The sequence below is a fragment of the Polyangiaceae bacterium genome (genome assembly GCA_015075635.1).
Classification (GTDB): domain Bacteria; phylum Myxococcota_A; class Polyangia; order Polyangiales; family Polyangiaceae; genus JADJKB01.
In genome coordinates, this window is record JABTUA010000002.1 from 799,699 (window position 1) to 817,736 (window position 18,038).

At 70.2% G+C, this 18,038-nt stretch carries 21 protein-coding genes; 7 read left to right on the plus strand and 14 right to left on the minus strand.

The window, feature by feature from the left end; translation table 11 throughout:
• Positions 1 to 3 precede the first annotated feature (3 nt).
• Genes HS104_19920 through HS104_19945 form a run of 6 tightly spaced genes read right to left on the minus strand, consistent with a single transcriptional unit; the run spans position 4 to position 5,066 of the window.
• On the minus strand, positions 4 to 1,281 hold the full coding sequence (locus tag HS104_19920) for a beta-ketoacyl-[acyl-carrier-protein] synthase family protein (protein ID MBE7482232.1): 1,278 nt from the start codon (positions 1,279 to 1,281) through the stop codon (positions 4 to 6).
• Positions 1,274 to 1,729 carry a beta-hydroxyacyl-ACP dehydratase gene (locus HS104_19925; GenBank protein MBE7482233.1) on the minus strand — a complete coding sequence of 152 codons (456 nt, stop codon included), beginning with the start codon at positions 1,727 to 1,729 and terminating at the stop codon, positions 1,274 to 1,276. Before HS104_19925 ends, HS104_19920 begins: the two co-directional genes overlap by 8 nt.
• The gene (fabA, locus tag HS104_19930) at positions 1,726 to 2,325 is read right to left on the minus strand and encodes a bifunctional 3-hydroxydecanoyl-ACP dehydratase/trans-2-decenoyl-ACP isomerase (GenBank protein ID MBE7482234.1); all 600 of its coding nucleotides are present in this window, start codon (positions 2,323 to 2,325) and stop codon (positions 1,726 to 1,728) included. Before fabA ends, HS104_19925 begins: the two co-directional genes overlap by 4 nt.
• Positions 2,322 to 3,326, minus strand: a complete 1,005-nt coding sequence (locus HS104_19935) for a ketoacyl-ACP synthase III (GenBank protein MBE7482235.1) — start codon at positions 3,324 to 3,326, stop codon at positions 2,322 to 2,324. Before HS104_19935 ends, fabA begins: the two co-directional genes overlap by 4 nt.
• A gap of 4 nt (positions 3,327 to 3,330) precedes the next feature.
• The gene (locus HS104_19940; protein ID MBE7482236.1) at positions 3,331 to 4,146 is read right to left on the minus strand and encodes an SDR family oxidoreductase; all 816 of its coding nucleotides are present in this window, start codon (positions 4,144 to 4,146) and stop codon (positions 3,331 to 3,333) included.
• Positions 4,143 to 5,066, minus strand: a complete 924-nt coding sequence (locus tag HS104_19945) for an ACP S-malonyltransferase (protein MBE7482237.1) — start codon at positions 5,064 to 5,066, stop codon at positions 4,143 to 4,145. Before HS104_19945 ends, HS104_19940 begins: the two co-directional genes overlap by 4 nt.
• A gap of 90 nt (positions 5,067 to 5,156) precedes the next feature.
• On the opposite strand from HS104_19945, the gene HS104_19950 reads away from it, so the two are divergent.
• Positions 5,157 to 6,491, plus strand: coding sequence for a right-handed parallel beta-helix repeat-containing protein (locus tag HS104_19950; protein ID MBE7482238.1), 1,335 nt, complete (start codon positions 5,157 to 5,159; stop codon positions 6,489 to 6,491).
• A gap of 59 nt (positions 6,492 to 6,550) precedes the next feature.
• Here HS104_19950 and HS104_19955 read toward each other — a convergent pair whose 3' ends face one another.
• On the minus strand, positions 6,551 to 6,823 hold the full coding sequence (locus HS104_19955; protein ID MBE7482239.1) for a hypothetical protein: 273 nt from the start codon (positions 6,821 to 6,823) through the stop codon (positions 6,551 to 6,553).
• A 632-nt stretch (positions 6,824 to 7,455) separates the two neighbouring features.
• Here HS104_19955 and HS104_19960 point away from each other — a divergent pair.
• Genes HS104_19960 through HS104_19970 form a run of 3 tightly spaced genes read left to right on the plus strand, consistent with a single transcriptional unit; the run spans position 7,456 to position 9,276 of the window.
• A complete protein-coding gene (locus HS104_19960; protein MBE7482240.1) occupies positions 7,456 to 7,656 on the plus strand; it encodes a hypothetical protein in 201 nt (66 codons plus the stop codon).
• A gap of 58 nt (positions 7,657 to 7,714) precedes the next feature.
• Positions 7,715 to 8,668 (plus strand): glycosyltransferase family 2 protein, encoded by a 954-nt coding sequence (locus HS104_19965; GenBank protein MBE7482241.1) that lies wholly within the window; start codon positions 7,715 to 7,717, stop codon positions 8,666 to 8,668.
• A complete protein-coding gene (locus tag HS104_19970) occupies positions 8,665 to 9,276 on the plus strand; it encodes a class I SAM-dependent methyltransferase (protein ID MBE7482242.1) in 612 nt (203 codons plus the stop codon). The genes HS104_19965 and HS104_19970 overlap by 4 nt, the downstream gene beginning before the upstream one ends.
• A 1-nt stretch (position 9,277) precedes the next feature.
• On the opposite strand, the gene HS104_19975 is transcribed toward HS104_19970, so the two are convergent.
• Complete coding sequence (locus tag HS104_19975; GenBank protein MBE7482243.1) at positions 9,278 to 9,652, minus strand: antibiotic biosynthesis monooxygenase; 375 nt, start codon at positions 9,650 to 9,652, stop codon at positions 9,278 to 9,280.
• Between the two features lie 60 nt (positions 9,653 to 9,712).
• On the opposite strand from HS104_19975, the gene HS104_19980 reads away from it, so the two are divergent.
• A complete protein-coding gene (locus HS104_19980; protein MBE7482244.1) occupies positions 9,713 to 10,483 on the plus strand; it encodes a hypothetical protein in 771 nt (256 codons plus the stop codon).
• 8 nt (positions 10,484 to 10,491) lie between these two features.
• Here HS104_19980 and HS104_19985 read toward each other — a convergent pair whose 3' ends face one another.
• The 5 genes from HS104_19985 to HS104_20005 all read right to left on the minus strand — a co-directional run bounded on the left by HS104_19985 (position 10,492) and on the right by HS104_20005 (position 15,285).
• Positions 10,492 to 11,886, minus strand: a complete 1,395-nt coding sequence (locus tag HS104_19985) for a hypothetical protein (protein ID MBE7482245.1) — start codon at positions 11,884 to 11,886, stop codon at positions 10,492 to 10,494.
• A gap of 39 nt (positions 11,887 to 11,925) precedes the next feature.
• Positions 11,926 to 12,342 (minus strand): hypothetical protein, encoded by a 417-nt coding sequence (locus HS104_19990; protein MBE7482246.1) that lies wholly within the window; start codon positions 12,340 to 12,342, stop codon positions 11,926 to 11,928.
• Positions 12,339 to 13,169 carry a PhnD/SsuA/transferrin family substrate-binding protein gene (locus HS104_19995; GenBank protein ID MBE7482247.1) on the minus strand — a complete coding sequence of 277 codons (831 nt, stop codon included), beginning with the start codon at positions 13,167 to 13,169 and terminating at the stop codon, positions 12,339 to 12,341. Before HS104_19995 ends, HS104_19990 begins: the two co-directional genes overlap by 4 nt.
• Complete coding sequence (locus tag HS104_20000) at positions 13,166 to 13,963, minus strand: hypothetical protein (protein MBE7482248.1); 798 nt, start codon at positions 13,961 to 13,963, stop codon at positions 13,166 to 13,168. Before HS104_20000 ends, HS104_19995 begins: the two co-directional genes overlap by 4 nt.
• A 596-nt stretch (positions 13,964 to 14,559) precedes the next feature.
• Positions 14,560 to 15,285 carry a hypothetical protein gene (locus tag HS104_20005; protein ID MBE7482249.1) on the minus strand — a complete coding sequence of 242 codons (726 nt, stop codon included), beginning with the start codon at positions 15,283 to 15,285 and terminating at the stop codon, positions 14,560 to 14,562.
• 115 nt (positions 15,286 to 15,400) lie between these two features.
• Between HS104_20005 and HS104_20010 the strand changes: the two genes are divergently transcribed.
• Entirely contained in the window at positions 15,401 to 15,997 is a 597-nt protein-coding gene (locus tag HS104_20010) for a sterol desaturase family protein (GenBank protein ID MBE7482250.1), read from the plus strand.
• Here the strand turns inward: HS104_20010 and HS104_20015 are convergent.
• Positions 15,986 to 16,972, minus strand: a complete 987-nt coding sequence (locus tag HS104_20015; GenBank protein ID MBE7482251.1) for a flippase-like domain-containing protein — start codon at positions 16,970 to 16,972, stop codon at positions 15,986 to 15,988. The genes HS104_20010 and HS104_20015 overlap by 12 nt on opposite strands.
• A gap of 213 nt (positions 16,973 to 17,185) precedes the next feature.
• Between HS104_20015 and HS104_20020 the strand changes: the two genes are divergently transcribed.
• A complete protein-coding gene (locus HS104_20020) occupies positions 17,186 to 18,016 on the plus strand; it encodes a hypothetical protein (GenBank protein MBE7482252.1) in 831 nt (276 codons plus the stop codon).
• The last annotated feature ends 22 nt before the right edge of the window (positions 18,017 to 18,038 follow it).

Below are 18,038 nucleotides of genomic sequence, written 5' to 3' on the forward strand. Positions count from 1 at the left end.
CTCCTATTCCGACCATTTCCTGAAGATGACGCAGCCGTTCACGTCGCCGAAGCCGAAGCTGGCCTTGGCGACGGTGCGGAGCTCGGGCAAATCTCGGGTCTCTCGCAGCACCCGCGCGGCGTATTTCGCCAGCTCGGGGTGCAGATCCTCGCAGTTGATGGAGCCGTGGGCGAAGCCGCGCCCGAGCTGGAGCACGCTGGCCACGCACTCGATGCCGCCCGCGGCGCCCAGCGCGTGGCCGATGAGCGACTTCGTGGACTGGATGAGCGGTAGCGTCTCCGGCGTGAGCTCGAGGGCCGCGCGCCAGTTCTCGACCTCGTGCGGATCGGCGAAGGTCGCGGTCAGGTGGCCGTTGATCAGATCGATCTCGCTCGGCCGGATGCCGGCCATGGCCACGGCGCCGCGGATGCAGCGCTGCACGCTCACCGGGTTCGGCGCCGTCATGCTGCCGCCCAGGCGGTGACCGCCGCAGTTGACGTGACCGCCGAGCAGCTCGGCGTAGATCCGCGCGCCGCGCGCGCGGGCGCTTTCCAGGCTCTCCAGCATCAAGACGCCGGCGCCGGAGCCGGGGATGAAGCCGGCGGCGCTGGCGGACATGGGGCGTGAGGCCTCGGCCGGAGCGTCGTTCTTGGTGCGGTTCAGCACCTTCATCGCGTCGAAGCCGGCCCAGATGTACTTGGAGTGGCCCTCGGAGCCGCCGGCCAGCATGCGCTCGGCGCGGCCCTCGCGGACGCGCAGGAAGGCGTCCACCACGGCCTCGGTGCCGGTGTTGCACGCGCTGGAGTTGGTGGTGACCTGGTTACCCAAGCCGAGCAAGCCCGCCACGCGCGCGCTGTTCCCGCTCGACATGATCTGCTCGACCATGGTGCTGCCCAGGCGCGCCACCTTGCCGGCGTCGGTCTTGGGCGCGAGCTTCTCCGCGATGGTGTCGATGCCGCCGATGCCGGTGCCGAGCACGGCGCCGGTGTTCCAGTCGGGCTCGGCGTCGGCGGCGACGCGGGGCAGGCCGGAGTCGGTCCAGGCGTCGATGGCCGCGATGGCCGCGTACACCATGTTCGGGTTCATGGCGTAGAGCTCCTCGTCGGAGAGGTAGCGCCCCTGGATCTCCTCCACGCCCTGCGGGATGCCGCCGACCTGGCAGCCGAATTTGAGCTCGGCGAGCTCCGGCACGAAGCGGATGCCGCTCTGCCCCGCGCGGAGCGCATGCTCGAAGGCGTCGAGCCCGTGGCCGTTCGGCGCGAGCACGCCCAGGCCCGTCACCACCACGCGCCGCTCAGCCACGCCCGACCCCCATTCCAGCCACGGTGCCCTTGGCGACCGAGTCGCCGTTCGCGAGGGAGAGCACCACGTTCGACTTGAGCTTCCTGCGTCTCCAGAACACCTTCTCCGCCTCCACGCGCACCGTGTCGCCGGGCCGGACGATGCGCTCGAACTCCACCTGGCAGTCGGTGAAGAGCGTGACCGTCTTCGCCACCTCTTCCTTCGGCACCTCGAGCCCGAGCAGGTAGATGCCGAGCGCGACCAGGCCGGTCTGACACATGGTCTCGATCAGGATCACGCCGGGCGTCACCGGGTCGCCGGGGAAATGCCCGGGGTAGAACGTCTCGTCCGCGCGGAAGGTGTATTCGCCCACCGCGCGCGTGTCGCTGAGCTCGATCAGACGATCGATGAAGCGGAACGGCCGCTGCTGCGGGATGAGCGCCAGCACCTCTTCCGAAGACAGCGTCATGCCTCGCTCCGATCCATGATGCCGCCGACGCTGTTGGCGGATTTCAGCGGGTAGTCCGGGTAGGCGATGCCCAGGAACATGCCGACCTTGGCGTCCTTCACCGTGTAGATGAGCTCGCCGTCCACCAGCACCTTGGCGCTGCCGATGGCGACCGCGGAGCCCGACTCCTTCAGCTGCGAGAAGCGGCGGATGTCCACCTCGTAGCGGACGACCTTGTTGTAGGGGCGGATCTGCCCGGCGAACTCCACTTCTTTGCAGCCCAGGGCGCGGCCCGAGCCGGGCGCACCCGCCGCGGAGATGTATAGGCCCACGAGCTGCCAGACCGCGTCCACGCCGAGGCAGCCGGGCTGCACCGGGTCGCCGCGGAAGTGGCAGTGGAAGAACCAGTCGTCCAGGTGGATGTCCTGCTCGCCGACGATGCGGCCGCGGGGACCGGTGCGGGTGATCTCGAGCACGCGGTCCACCATCAGCATGGGCGGCGCCGGCAGGCGGATGAACTCCGCCGGCGGATCCTTCACCAGGTTGCCCTGGGAGATGGCGAGCAGCTCTTCCTTGCTGAAGCTCGTGCGCTGGAGGAACTCGGCGTAGGAAATCATCGGCTCTCCTCGATGTCGATGCGCAGGCTCGACCAGGTGAGCCCCGAGCCCACCACGGCGACGAGCACGCTGTGGCCCGGCTTGAGCTCTGCCCAGTGCTGCGACAGCACGCAGGGTGCGCCCGAAGCGCCGGTGTTGCCGAACTGGATCACGTTGTGCCACTGCTCGTCCCAGCCGAGCCCCGCGCGGCGCGCCACCGACTCGAGCACCAGCAGGTTCGCCTGGTGGCCGACGAAGTGGATGCGGCCGCCGGTCTCGTGGGTGCGCGCGCGGGCGCCGGGCAACATCGCCTCGAGGCAGGCCTGCGTGGTCTTGATGGCGAAGCGCTGCACCGCGCCGCCGTCCTGCGTGAAGTGACCGAAGCGCGGGATCACCACCGAGCCGGCGCCGGCCGGCGACGAGGCGAGCGTCGTCTCCACCACGGCCGCGCGGGCGGGCACCTCGGAGGAGACGATGGCCGCGCTGGTGCCGTCGCCCCACAAGACGGCGGAGGTGCGATCCGCGTAGCTCACGGCGCGGGTGGTGTTCTCCGGGTTCACCACCAGGACGTAGGGGGGCAGCCCGCTCATGGACGCGAGCAGGTGAAGCTGCGCGCCGAAGCTCGAGCAGGCGCTGTTCAGATCGAAGGCCGGCACCTCGATGCCGAGGGCCTGGGCGATGCGGCAGGCCTCCGCCGGGATCTGCATCTCCGGACAGCAACCGCCCGCCACCACCATGCCGATGTCGCTGGGCCGGAGGCCCGCATGCTCCAGGGCCGCGAGCGCGGCGCGACGACCGGTCTCGACGTTGCTGTAGAGCGCGGCCTCTTGCCCCGCGCGAAGGTCGGCGTTCTTCGTCTCGCGGATGTAGTCCAGGGGCAGCACCGTGCGGCGTTCGCGGATGCCGACGCGCTCCAGGATCCACTCGTCGGTGGTGCCGATGTCCAGCTCCTCCAGGAAGCGGTTGTCGATCACGTTCTCCGGATGGAAGTGACCGAGGGCGTGGAGGTAGAGCTTCGGCACGACCTCACCCCGCGATGTGCTCGCCGCCGTCCACGCGGATCAGCGCGCCGTTCACCCAGCGCGCCTCGTCCGTGCAGAGGAGCGCGATGAAGTCCGCCACGTCCGCCGGCGTGGTCAACCGGCCGAGGGGGTTCCTCGCGAGCGCGGCGGCCTTCATCTGCTCGCTGCCCGGGATGAGGCGCAGGGCCGGCGTGTCGGTGACCCCCGCCTGCACCACGTTCGAGCGCACGCCGAAGGGGCCGAGCTCGAGGGCCAGCGAGCGCGACACCGACTCGAGCGCGCACTTCGCGGCGCTCACGGCGGCGTAGCCGCGCCAGGCGACCTCGTTGCCCTCGCTGGTCATGCCGATGACGCGCGCGTCGTCGGCGAAGAGCTTCCGGGAGAAGACGTCCTGGGCCCAGCTCGCGAGGCTCGTGCCCATGCTGTACACGGTGCGCGCGAAGTCTTCGTCCTCGAGCCGCGCGTCGGCGTCGTAGGTCCCCGCGCCCTCCTGCCCGGGGGGCAGCGGGCCGAGGAGCTTGAGGTTGCCGTAGGCGATGGAGTGCATCAACAGGCGGACCTTTGCGCCCTTCGCCGCCAGCTCGTCCAGCACCTTGGCGCGGCCTTCGGCCGAGAGCGCGTCCAGGTTCAGGGCGAGGAAGCCCACGCCAGCATCGCGGATCTTCGCGAATTCGGGCTCGATGTTCGCCATGGCGCCGCGCCGATCGCGGTGCACCACGCACACGTTCATGCCGTGGCGCGCGACCTTCTGGGCGGTGGCCAGGCCGAAGCCGCTGGACCCACCGAGGATCAGCGCCCAGTGCGCAGGATCGAACTTCACGCGCCGAGCTCCTTCTGCGCGCCCTTCAGATTCATGACCGAGGCGATCGACACGCCGAGCGTGGAGAAGAAGCGCTTCAGCGGGCGGTTCGGGCCGAGCTCGACGATGCGCTCCGATCCCGACAGGGCCCGCATGTTCGCTACCCAGTCCACGGTGCCGGAGATCTGGCCGGTCAGCGCGTCGAGCAGGTCGCCGAGCTGACCCGTGTGGAAGCCGCCGCGGAGGTTCGAGGTAACTGCCGTCGCTCGCGAAGCGTCGAAGCGCGGCGCGGCGGCTTCCAGCTCGCGCCGGAACTCCGCCTCGATGCCGCGCATGAGCCGCGAGTGGAAGGGCGCGCTGACGTTGAGCCGGATGACCTCGGCCTCGGGCAGCTTCTCCGCGATGCGCGTCTCGGCCGCTTCGACTCCGGGGGCTGGACCGGAGATGACGACCTGATCCAGGGAGTTCAGGTTCGCGACGTCCACGCCGAGGTCGGCGATCAGCTCCTTCAGCCCGGCGTCGGCCACGCCGGTTGCGACCACCGCGCTCATGGCGCCTTCGCCCACCGGCACCGCCTGCTGCATCAGCGCGCCGCGCTTTCGCACCAGACGCACTGCGTCCGCCAGCGGGATCACGCCTGCTGCGCAGAGCGCGGTGTACTCGCCCAGGCTGTGACCGCCGAAGCGGGTCGGGGTGAAACCAAAGGCCTCCCGACACGCCCGCAGCATCGCGATCTCGGCGGTGACGATGGCGGGCTGGGTGTACTCGGTCAGATCGAGGCGCGGATCCTCCTCGAAGCAGAGCGCCGCCAGGTCGAGGGAGAGCGCCTCGCTCGCCTCCGCGAACACCGCTCGAGCCACCGCGTGCTCGGCGTGGAAGTCCCTCGCCATGCCCGTGCGCTGCGACCCCTGACCGGGGAAAACAACGGCAACTTCACCCATCGGCCCCGCGCCGTACCACGGCTCCAGGGCACCTTACGTCATAGTTTCGCAAGGATCGTCAACGCGCTGCGTCGCGCTATGATGGTCGTCGTGCGGACCGGCGTGCTGCTTCTCCCTCTGGTGCTGCTCGGCTGCGGCGAGAGCGCGGACGGCGGCGGCTCGGGGACCGGCGGTGCGAGCAGCGGCGGAGCGAGCTCCGGCGGGGGCGGAGCCAGCGGGGGCGCGTTCCCGGGCGGGGGCGGCGCTCCCACGGGCGGGGGGAGCGCGGGCGTGAGCTCGGGCGGAAGCGCGGGCGGCGGCTCGGGCGGCGGCGGGACCGGCGGCGGCGGCACGAGCGGAGGCGGTGGGGGCGGCGGCAGCGGAGGCGATCCCAACTTCACGCCGGATGGCTGCTTCAAATGGAGCGAGCAGAGCTCGTTGCAGTCGGCCGTGGACGCCCACGCTTGCGTCGAGGTCCAAGCCGGCACGTACACGCTCACCAAAGGCGTGGTGATGCCGGCGGGGCACACGCTGCGGGGCGTCTCCGCCGCGCAGGCCATCTTGAAGGCGAGTCAGACGAGCTGGAGCTTCCACTGCTGCGACTCGATGCTCTCCGAAGGCGCAGGCGCCGAGGGCAACCCGTTCAAGGTCCAGAAGCTCACGCTCGATGGCGCCGGGGTCGCGACCTACAACGTCTGTTGTCGCGGCTACCTGGTGGAGGGCTCGGTGCTCCGGCGCTCGCGCTGCTCGGCGATTGGCGCCGCCGGCAAAGGCGTGACCGCTAAGAACAACCAGATGCTCGAGAGCGCGCAGCCCACCAGCGTGCCCGGCAAAGGCACCGTCAGCTGCGCGACCGGCGGCTTCGGCGGAGTGGCCGAAGGCGCGGCCATCTACTCCGAGGCCAAGGCCGAGGACTTCGGCACCGTGATCGACGGCAACACGATCAAGCAGAGCTTCGGCCCCGCGCTGGACGTCAACGGAGCCTGGGGCGGCGTTTTCAAGAACAACATCGTCTCGGAGAACACGGCCTGGGCGGCGGTGAGCCTGTATGGCGCCAGCAACTGGCTGATCGAGAACAACCAGATCAGCCACCCCGCGAACGAGCCGCCGCAGCCTTATCACCCGTACTGCGCGACCGGACCCGCCGGCGGGCACTCGGCAGGCATCTTCTTGTGCCAGGACACGGACGCGAACAACCTGGTCGTCAACGGCAACAAGATCGTCGGCAACAAGAGCTCCAGCTATTACGGCATCCTGAGCGTGGGCGCCGACGAGCTGAAGCCGTACTTCGCGCCGCGCAACAACACCTTCCAGAACAACGACGTGTTCGGCTCGAGCTACGGCTGCGCCGACGACTTCAAGCCGGGCCAGTGGATGACCGACGCGAACGTCTGGAGCGGGAACAACTGCGCGGGGACGGCGAACACGGGGCCCGGGTACTTCTAGAAGAGAAGACGAGGCGCCGGCTCCAAGCCGACGCCTCGTCCATCGAGCTCAGCGCTCGCTCACGGGCAGTTGTTCGAGCCCTCCACGCAGATGGGTTGGGTGCCGCCGCCCAGCCCCGGGCAGCAGCTGTTGTTGTTGCCGCCCAGCTGGTCGTTGCAGACGTTGGTGCAGGGGCAGGTGGTGCAGGGTGACGCCGGCGCGAAGTCCCGGCATTGGCCCTTCACGCAGAGCTGGGCGTCGTCGCCGCCGCCGCTGCTGTTCAGGCCCGACTCGTCGTTGCCGCCGCAGGCTCCCGCGACCAGCCCGATCGAAGCGAAGATCCCCGCAAGCATCCAATCACGTGTGTTCTCCGTCCGCCGCCTCAGACGAGTCAGTAACCCTGGCGGCGAAACCGCAGGCAGCGGGTGGTGACTACGGACGGCGCAGGTATGCTCCGCCGATGCGTCCGGAGCCTTCGTTCGCTCGCTCGGTCGTCGCTTGGGGCAACGCTTGCCTTCGGAACGAGCTCGCACTCGAGCTCTTCGACGCTTGGTGGGAGAAGTCGGGCTTCGTGCGAGCGCTGTCGTTTCGCGACGGCGCGGACCCTGCGCAAAGCCCGGCTACCTGGCTCGCGTCCCAGCGGGCTCACGGCGCGATGCGCCTGCTCCTCGACGCTTCGGACTACCCCGGAAGCGAGCGAGTCATCGTGTGTGGCGAGCGTCCGCTCGCGGCGTGGCGCCAGCAGTGGACTCGCATCGCCGGCGCGACGGCGCCACCGTGGTTCGACGCGACCTTCTCGCGCGAAGCGGCGCCCACGGTCCTGCCGCCACCGAGCCGCTCTCCGGAAGAGGTGCTGGCCGAGCTGTGCGCCGCGCTCGAGGGCCTGGTCGGGCTCGGCGCGCGCGCCAACCTGGAGCAGTGGGCGTCCTATTTCGAAGACGTGCTCGCCGTCGCCCGCGGCGAGAGGAGCCAGGGGACCACTCCACTGCCGCCGACGGCGCCCGCGGTGGCGCACCAGCTGGCGCTGGCCGCCAACCTGTCGGACGTCTTCGGCGGCATGGGCTCCTGGAACGACTTCGTGCCGCTGGCCGATCCGGCCTTGGAGGAGGAGCGCAGTCGCTACTCTTCGGCGCTCTACCGAGCCATGCGCGCCGCGCTCGAGGCGACGGCCCACGCCGAAAACTAGCTACAGGCTCCCTGGTGGGACGGAGTAGCATGCAGGCGCCTTGGCCTCGAAAGCGTCCATCGCCCTCTCCTTCGTGATCCCGTTCCTGAACGAGGAGAAGACCCTGCGCGAGCTCTACGTGCGCATCCGGGAGGCCGTGCAGCCCGTGCTCGCGGAAGGCGAAGAGTTCGAGGTGGTGTTCGTGGACGACGGCAGCACGGATGACTCGGTCGCCGAGGTGCTGAAGCTGGTGGACGAGCACGACAGCGTGCGGCTGATCGAGCTCCAGGGGAATTTCGGCAAGAGCGCCGCCTTGGCCGCGGGCTTCGGGCAAGCGCGCGGCCGCGTGGTGTTCACGCTGGACGCCGACCTGCAGGACGACCCCAAGGAGATCCCGCGCTTCCTCGAGAAGCTCGAGGAGGGCTTCGACGTGGTCAGCGGCTACAAGCAGAAGCGCAACGACCCGATCACGAAGGTGCTCCCCTCTCGGGTCTTCAATTGGATGGTGCGGCGCTCGACGGGGATTCGGCTGCGCGACGTCAACTGCGGCTTCAAGGCCTACAAGAAGGTCGTGCTCGAGAACGTGCGCCTGTACGGCGAGCTGCACCGCTTCGTGCCGGTGCTGGCCCACTGGAAGCGCTTCCGCGTGGGCGAGATCGTGGTCGAGCACCACGCCCGCGTGCACGGCGTGAGCAAGTTCGGCGGCGGGCGCTTCTTCCGCGGGCTGATGGATCTCCTGACCGTGGTGTTCCTGATGAAATACGAGCGCCGGCCCGCGCACTTCTTCGGCGGCCTGGGCTCGCTGACGCTGCTCGCGGGGGTCGCGGTGTGCACCTACTTGGCGGTCTTGAAGGTGATGGGAGAAGCCATCGGACACCGCCCGCTCCTGAGCCTGGGCGTGCTCCTGGTCGTGGTGGGCGTGCAGATCCTGGCCACGGGCCTGATCGCGGAGCTGATGGTCCACGCGCGGCCCGACATGCCGTTCGTGGTGCGCAAGAAGTCGGGCTTCCAGCCCAAGGAGCCCGGCGAATGATCCCCGACAGCTACTTCGAGCGCTTCGACACGCCGAAGTACCGCTCGCGGAACCCGGTGCAGCGCGAGCTGATCCGCCGCTTCGTGACGCGCTTGCACGCGCTGTTCCTCGAGGCGGGACCCGTCGAGTCCGTGCTCGAGGTCGGCGTCGGGGAGGGCTTCCTCTCCGGCTATCTCTCGGAGAAGCTGCCGGAGAAGCGCTTCACCGGCGTGGACGTACGCGAGGAGGACCTCGCCCGCTTGCGCGCCAAGTTCCCGCGCATCACCACCCACGCCGCCAACATCTACGACGTCGGGCAGATCCCGGGGCGTTACGATCTGGTGATCTGCGCCGAGGTGCTGGAGCACGTGGACGATCCGGATCGCGCGCTCTCCGCGCTGGTCAGCCTGAAGCCGCAGCACCTGCTCCTGACCGTGCCGCACGAGCCCTGGTTCTTGCTGTCGAACCTGATGCGGGGAAAGAACCTGTCGCGCCTAGGCAACGACCCGGAGCACATCCAGCTCTTCACCTCGACGCGCTTCCGGCGCTTGCTCGAACGCCACCTGGTCCTGGAGCGCACGGCGAAGAGCTATCCGTGGTTGCTGGCGCTGGGCAGGCCGAAAGCCTGACTCAGCCTCCGCTGGGCTGCTCGTCACCGAGGTCGGTGCTCAGAAAGACCTCGTGGATCTCCAGCTTGCTCGGGCCGGCGAACATCTCCTTGGGAGCGCGGTTCGCGTGCGCCTCGGCGAACGCCGGGCTCCTCGTCCAGGCGACGAAGTCCTCCAGGGTTCTCCACCAGGTCTTGACCTCGTAGTAGCCCTGCTCGCCCGGGTCGTCCACGAAGCCGCCTGGTTCATGGCTGAACTTCATCGGCCGGGGCCGGTGCACTTCGTTGCGAACGAACCCCGGAGCTTGGTCCACGAGGTGAACGCGTCGCCGGAAGCGCTCCTCGAAATCGATCTGGTGGCCCTGTGCGACGGGGATTCGATTGGTGACGACGATCATCGAGCGGCCGAGTCTATCATCGTTGCAGGACGGGCTCCGCGCCGACACAATGCCGATCGCATGCGGGGGCTCTCGGTGGTCGGCCTGATCGTCGCTTGTGCCTGCGGAGCGCGAGGTGGCCACCCGCCTCCGCCCACGCAGGCACCGATGCTCCTCGCTTCCCCTCCGGCGGAGCCAGTGCCGGCCGTGACCGCGTCGGCACCGCCGCCCCCGGCTCCGTTACTCGAGCCGATCCCAGCGGAGCGCTTCGAGCCCGCGCGACGCTTCATCCAGACGACGAAGCTCGACACCTACAGCTATCACCAGCGCCGGATCGGCAACGTCGAAGGGTACCTTGCGCCGATTCTGCTGACGGCTGACGGTGGGTTCCTGGTCGTCGGCACCCGCGCGGACTACCCAGGTGGCAAGTACCAAGTCGGCAAGTCGCGGCCGGTCGTGGCCAAGCTCGACGCCGCGGGCGCTCCCACCTGGGAGCGCGCCTACCGCACCCGCGGGTTCCTCGACTACGAAGGCGCGAGCGCGGCCGAGCTCGACGACGGCTACGTCGTCTACGTGCTCTCCTACGTGCACCCAGGGCGGGGCGCCGTCGTGCGCCTGCTCCGGATCGATCTCCAGGGCGCGGTGGTCTGGGACACGAAGCTCAGGGGTCAGGGCAAGGAGAACACGCCGTTCGCGCAGAACGTCCGCCTGCGCCAGGACAAGCTGTTCCTCGATGGGCACATCTACAAGGACAGCTCGGATACGGCCTACGGCTGGACGGGGACAATCGGCCTCGACGGCAAGGTGCTCAGCGACGAGGTCGGCGCCGCGAATCCCTACGACGAGAAGTGACCGTCACGTCACCACGGGAACCACTCGCCGGGAACGCTCTGCCACGCCGTCGGCCGGCGCGCGTCATCGGTGGGAATGACCAGTGAGCCCACGAAGTCGGCGTGCTCGTAGACGCTGCCGATGTTCTTCGCGATGGCATCGAGATCAGCGTCACTCACCACGCCGTTGCTGGTGGCCTTGTAGAACTGCACCGTCACCCGCACGGGGAAGCGCGCGTCGCGCTCGAGCCGGAGCCCACCGCCCTCGCCGAAGGGGCCGCGTTTGTCGCCGTGGCCGATCACGGCCCGCTCGACGTCGCTCGATCTGCCGGCGCCGTGACCCAAGGTGCCGACGCCGCCGCCACCTTGACCGATACCCGACAGGCCGAGGCCTCCGGCGCCGTAGGCGTCTCCGATGGCGTCCCCCCACATGTTCCCGGTGGCCAGCCCGCCGAGCACGCCGCGGTGCCGGTGCACGAGCGGGACCTGGATCAGGAACATCACGTCGGCGCCGCTCGCCAGGGCGCTTCGTTCGTCGTCGTTCCTGGGTCCACCCTGGGCGGCGATGCGCGCGGCCACCTCGCTCCTGCGCTCGGCCTTGAAGGGCGCGCGCTGGCCGGCGGCGTTGAAGTACAGCTCTTGACCGCGCCCCGCCACGCTGGCGTCCTCGGGCTGGTTGTCGATGATCGAGATGCTGGTGCCTTGGCGACTGACCAGGAGCGTGAGCACGGCCGGCGACTTCGGCGCGGACTGGTAGTTGAACACCACCGGGTTGAACTCGGCGCTGCCCTTGGCCGGGATGGGCAGGAACACCGCCTGGGCCGCGACCAGGAAGTGCGTGTCGCGCGCCGCCAGGAAGCTGCCGTTGCCGCGCACGCTGCCAGGCCGCGACAGGTACCCGGGAAGGTTGCGCAGCACGTCGCTCAGCGGAGTCGAAGCGAGCTTGCCGTTCGCCTTGTGGTTGCCCGTGCGCACGAACAGTCGGCTCTTCTTGATGTCGGCGGTGCGGTCGGTGAAGTTCGGGAAGCGCACCACCGGCATCAACGCGGTGCGCTCCCAACGCGCCTCGCCGTCCCGGTACCGGACTTGCAGCGTGACGTCGGAGATGTTCGGGCCGAGCGCGGAGCCCCAGGCGCGGCCGGTGTCCTCCCAGGCCACGTTCACGACGTCGAGGCCACGGCGCGCGACGCGCTGCCGGAGCGCCGGGTCGGTCGTCATGCCGACGACGCGGGCGACGACCTGGGCGTGAGTGGGATCCGGAGCAGGTGGTGGAGCGGGTGGGGCCTCGGCGAGCGGGGGAGCCGGCGCGACGGGAGCCGCGGCGGGTTGGGCGACTGGGAGCGGCGCGGGAGCGCGCGGCGGCGGCTCGGGGCTCGCGGCGCAGGCGAAGAGACCCAGGGCCAACACGGCCGTTGAGCGAGACATGAGCCTTGGGACAGCCGACCGGGGCGCCGAGTTCCACGCTCAGCGCAAGAACATGGACAGACCCACGACCCCGAGCTCCAAGAGCAGGCGGGCCGCGGCGATGCCCAGACCGAGCAGCGACACGATCATCATCGAGCTGTGGGCCGAGCCCAGGGATGATTTGACCTCGGCGCGTACCAAGAGGCGCAGCGCGCCGACGGCGTTGGCGATGGCGATGATGCTGAAGATGAAGAACGGGTTGCAGAACCAGCTGACCAGCGCGGCCACCAAGGTCCCGAACGCGATGTTGCGGGCCGCGCGGCTCACTCGATCGTTCACGCCCTGCGTCCCGAAGCAGCCGTCGCAGATGAGCTCGCCCTGGCTGGAGTAGAGCGCAGCCTTCGGGTCGAGCGGGCGCCCGCAAGCCGCGCAGGGCGCGTGCTTCGGAGGGATGAACCCCGACGGGCCTTCGTTCACCGATCGCCCCGGCGATCGTCGAAGTGATCGATCAGCGACGCGAGCGGCCCGAGGTGCGCGGCGTCCACGCGGACGAAACCTTCGGCCTCGAACAGCTCGCGCGCCGCGCCGCGGAGCTCCGAGGGCGGCGTGTCGAGCAACGCGCCGACGACCCGCGAAGCGAGCGCCGGCTCGAGCTCGACCGAGGCGGCGACCACGTCCGCCGGGATGGGCCCGTGCTCGAACACGACACGCATCTCGGCGTCGCCCCAGCCAGCGCTGACGAGCGCGCCTCCCGCGCCGCGGTGCAGATAAGTAGCGCCGACGTCGGCGGTGCCGTCGGACACCGACTGCACCACGGCCTGGTGCGAGCCCTCGAAGCTCTCTCGGGAGAACAGTCGCGCGAGGTCGTGCCCCTGCGCGCGCAGGGCAGCGCGGACCACGGCGTAGCCTGCGGCGCTCTCGCGATCGACCCAAGCGACGCGAGCTCCCGAGAGGTCGTCCACGCCGCGGAGCTCGGACGCGGCCCGCGCGAACAGCGCGGTGTGAAAGCTCGACGAAGCACCGCGGATCGGCGCCAGGAGCGGCAGCGCCAACCCGACCTGGGTCGCGTGGAGCGCCACCACCGGGGGCAACCAAGCGACGTCGACCTCGCAGTCGTCGAGCTTCTGCACCAGCTCCGCGTAGCTGCGGGTCTGAACGGGCTCGGCGACCAGACCGAGGCGCCCCCCCAGCGCCCGGCAGAAGCGCTCGAGGCGCGCGAGCGTCACCGCGGCATCCACCATGTGCATGGGAAGCCGCGTGACCCCCACGCTGCGCGCAACGCCGACCCTGACCCTGTCGCTCATGCGAACGCTCGGCCCGCCAGGGTACCCGACGCGCTCGCGCCAGGCCAGCGCGCCACGGGACCCAGGGGGCGGAGCCAAGCTTCGGGCAAGAGCAGCCGCGGATCGCCGAGGCACAGGGCGGCGGCGCGTTCAGCGACGCGGTCGCGGACGGCTGTGCGGCAGCGACGCGCGGATCGGGCGCAGAATCCAGCGGTGCGCGCGATGAGATCCGCGTCGCTCCAACCCTGATGACGCGCGAGCTCGACGACGAGCTTGCGCCGGCGCCAGGCCGGCGACCACGGCGTTGCCGAGAGCGCAGCGACGCGCACGGTGCCCAAGAGCGCCCTGGGCACCTCGGTCTGGAGGGCGGGCGTCGGGAGCTCCGTGCCCTCGACGGCTACGGTGGAGTCCCCGGAGACGTAGGCGTGCAGCCACTCTGCCAGCCCGCGTGCGGGACGCCCCAGGGCGCCGGCCAGCGCTTCGGTCGTCACCCAAGGGTCGAGCTCGGCGCCGATCAGACCGCGGTGCGTGGACCACGGCCAGCTCAGAGGATCGGAGACGAGGCCCGCCCGACAGGGGTTCAAATGAACGTAGCGCACGCTCCGTTCCAGGTGCCCACCTGGAGGAACCACGCGAGGCTCGGGCACCGGCTCGAAGAGGTGACGCATCCCGGCCCGCACGGTCAGCACGGCGAGGATCTTGGACAAGCGCCCGCGTGCGCGCGGCGGATCCGGAGTGCACGTGATCAGGTGGAAGTGGTCCGGCAACACGCACGCCGACAGCGCCTCCGGAAACGCAATGCGGAGGCGCCACATCAACCACCAGGCGGCGCGAGGCTCGAGGAGGGGTTTGTGTCCGCGCAAAGCGCGGGCAACGACGTGGATGATCGGCATGCCCATGCATCGGCCAACCGGGGAGCCAGTTGCGTGCCCGATCGCGCGGGACACGTGCGTCCATGTGGTCGCCGGGCGCCCCATCCCGCCTCGTAGCCCATCCGATGTCCGACGCTCGGAACGTCCATCCCGCGGACGTTCGGGGCGTCGCAGAGGGTTGCGACGCTCGGAACGTCCATCCCGCGGACGTTCGGCGCGTCGCAGGGGGTTCCGACGCACGAAACGTCCATCCCGCGGACGTTCGGCGCATCGCAGGGGGTTCCGACGCTCGGAACGTCCATCCCGCGGACGTTCGGCGCGTCGCACGCCCCTCCGACGTACGAAACGTCCATCCCGCGGACGTTCGGCGCGTCGCACGCCCCTCCGACGCACGAAACGTCCATCCCGCGGACATTCGGCGCGTCGCAGGGGGTTCCGACGCTCGGAACGTCCATCCCGCGGACGTTCGGCGCGTCGCACGCCCCTCCGACGCACGAAACGTCCATCCCGCGGACGTTCGGCGCATCGCAGGGGATCGCTCAGTACGCCACGCCCGAGTACGGGCACTTCTTCACGAGCTCCGTGCAGTCCGTGGGAGGCATGCAGTCGATGAACTGCGGGCAGCTCTTGTCCTGCTCGCAGCCGCAGCCGCACTGGTTCTGGAAGCCGGTGGTGTGCTCGGGGCATGCGTAGTCGATGACCATGCAGGTCTTGGGATCGGTTGCCACGTAGTTCCGCCACCACTCCTTCGCGGGATCGCAGGCGCAGGCCTTGGTCGTACACGAGACGACCTTGGGCTGCGTGCAGGTGCAGGTGTTGCAGCCGTCGAGCGCAGGGAAGGTCTCGCCGACCTGATAGGGCTTGCCGCCGTAGACGCAGGCGGTGGGGCACCCCATCTCGGTGCAGGAAACGCCGCCGCCCGAGTCGCAGGTGCAGGTGTTGCAGCCGTCGCCGGCGGGGAAGGACTGTCCCGGCGAGTAGAGCTGACCGTTGTACTCGCAGGGGGTCGCGCACCACATCAAGGTGCAGCCGACGGAGCCGTCGCTGCCGCAGCCACAGGTGTTGCAGCCGTCGCCGGCGGGGAACGAGTCCCCCGGTTGATAGGTCTTTCCACCGTAGCTGCACGTGACGCCCCCGCCTCCGCCAGTTCCAGCAGCCCCACCGGTCCCGGTTCCGTCCTCGGTGGTGGAGCCGCCGCACGCCGCGAGCCACGCGAACGCAGCGAATGCCCAGGAAAATGATCGGTCTGACAGCGTTGTCGGCATTGGCTCACCTTTGTGCCGCAAGAGCGGCGAAATTCGGCCTGTGGGCGGGTCCATTGAAAGATCCGTGCCGGCCCCCCCCTGGGCAGGGTGCGGATCAGGTGTTACCTCGGGGCCCATGATTTCGCCCATCGCCTTCGTCGCCGGTGCCGCCACCTGGAGCTTCGCCGAGTACTCCCTGCACCGCTTCGCGGGCCACGCACCCCGGCAGCGCAAGAGCGACCAGAAGCCCGGGCTGTTCGACGGGGACTTCGGCTCCGAGCACCAGGCGCACCACACCGACACGCGCTACTTCACCCCGACGGAGCGCAAGGTGAAGACCGCCGCCGTCGCGCTCGCGGCGGTCGGGACCCTGGGCTCGCTGGCTTTCGGACCGAGGCGCGCGCTGTCGTATGTGCTGGGGTTCGGGCTGACCTACGCCGGCTACGAGATCCTGCACCGCCGCACGCACACCCACGCGCCGCGCGGCTTCTACGGGCGCTGGGCGCGCAAGCACCACCTCTCGCACCACTTCTCCAACCCGAACACCAACCACGGCGTGACCAGCCCGGTGTGGGATCTCGTGTTTGGCACCTACGCGGACCACGGCAAGATGCGCGTGCCGCGCCGGCATGCGCCGCTCTGGTTGCTCGACGAGACGGGACGGGTTCGTCCAGAGTACGCCGACGGCTACGAGGTCGCGGGCGTCGCCCCGGTCGAAGCCTCAGCGGCCTGAGCTCTGGCGCGCGCGCAACGGGCGCAGCGCGAGCCAGACCGCCACGTCAGCCACCAAGGTCGCGCCACGCGAGAGCAGGAGCGCCGACAGCGCCGGGGCCGCGCCCACGACGGGCACCAGGCCCATCGAGAGCACCGCCTCGCGCACACCTGCGCCCGCCGGCGCGGCGAGCGCGAGGAAGCCGACGATGGGCGCCACCACGAACATGCCCGAGCTCGACCAGGCACCGAGCGCGTCGGCGCCGACTGCGCGCGTCACCAAGTAGCCGTGCAGCGCCCAGGTCAGCCAGTACGCCACGTGAAGGAGCGGCAGACGGCGAGGCACCAGCGGCCCCTCGCCTTGCAGGCCGAGGGCGCGGGTCAGGCGCGCCGGGCAGCGCCGCCGATCGACCACCACGAGCAGGGCGACGACCAGCCCGAGCAGTCCGACGACGATGGGGGCGAAGCGCCCGAGCAACGCGCCGAGGCTCGCGTCGCTCTGGCCGAGCCAAGCAATCAAGCCGAAGCCGACCAGCCCGCCCACGGCGACGAAGGAGGCGAGCTCGACGAACACCGACGAGCCCGCCACCGCCGGCAGGACGCCGATGCCCTTGGCGCCGGCCATGCGCACCACGGGGATGCCGACCTTTCCCGGGACGTAGCGGGCGAGCTGGCTCTCCGCGTGCAGCGCGAGGGCAGGGCCGAACGCCACCTTCGAGCCCGCCATGCGTTCGACCAGATACGCCCAGGCGCCAGCGAGCACCAAGCCGCCGAGCCCGAGCGGCACCAGGGACAACGCCACGAGCCCCCAGCTGATGTGGACGCTGCTGCTGTCCCAGCGCCGCACCAGATCGCGGAACGCCCAGACCACGAAGACGACGGCGAAGACGGCGAGCACCGGCCGGAGCGCGCGCTTGACCCGAGCGGCTCCCGTCCGCACCTCCTCGGCCCGGTCCGGCGGGTCCGGAGGGGGCGTCTCCGGCTTCGCCGAGGTCATCTGGGCGCGTTTACCACGCCCCCCTGCGTGGATGTAGGACAAGCCTGCCGCCGAGCGGCCCCCGCGCGCGCGGCGTTGTGGTAGACCATGTCACCTTTCGGGCGGCGGGCACACCGCGGGTGTCCGTTCCAACCCCGAGGCTCAAGGGAGCAGACCATGCGCTCACGGTCGCGATCTCGTGCGGGGCTCTTCGCTTCACTCACTTTAGTGTTCATGGCCTGCGGTGGTCGCAGCACCATCGACTTCGGCCTCGACACCAGCGCCGCGGGCAGCGGTGGCGCGGGCGCCGTCAGCGGTGGCGGAGGAAGCACGGTCGGCGGCAACGGCGGCGTCTCCGGCGACGGCGGCGCACCCGGCGGTGGCGTGAGCGGAGGTGGCGCCGGCGGCGCCGGCGGTGGCAGCAACGTCTGCTCCAACCCGGGCGGCTCGCCGTGCGAGATGTGCACCTGCGGCAACTGCCTCGAGGAGCTGACCGACTGCGACAGTGACGGCGGGTGTCTGGACATCCTGGGCTGCGTCTGGTCGACCGGCTGCAAAGGGGTGCAGTGCTACACCGGCCCGTGCAAGGGGGTCATCGACCAGAACGGAGGGCCGCTCGGAAATTCCGTCGGTCTCGCGCAGGCCGTGGGCCAGTGCCAGAACGCGAACAGCTGCCCTTGCAGCGTGGGCACCGGGGGCACGGGCGGCACCGGCGGCGGCGGTACCGGCGGCAGCGGCACCGGGGGCGGAGGAGGCACCGGCCCCATCGCGTGCATCGGCTGCATCGTGCAGAAGTGCCCGTCGGTGCAGGAGTGCCTGTTCAACCAGGCCTGCCGCGACGGCACCATTTGCGCGGTGCAGAACTGCCTGGCCGGCGGCGGCGGCGGTCCGAACCTCCAGTGCATGCTGCAGTGCTTCAACGGCGACTTCCAGGCCGCGTTCAAGGCCTTCCAGTCGCTCCAGTGCTTCTTCACCAACTGCGGTCAGACCTGCGGCGGCCTGATCCCCGGCCTGCCCGGCGGCGGCTTGCCGGGCGGCGGCTCACCGGGCGGCGGCGGGAACTGAAGTCCCACAATTGGTTTAGCAT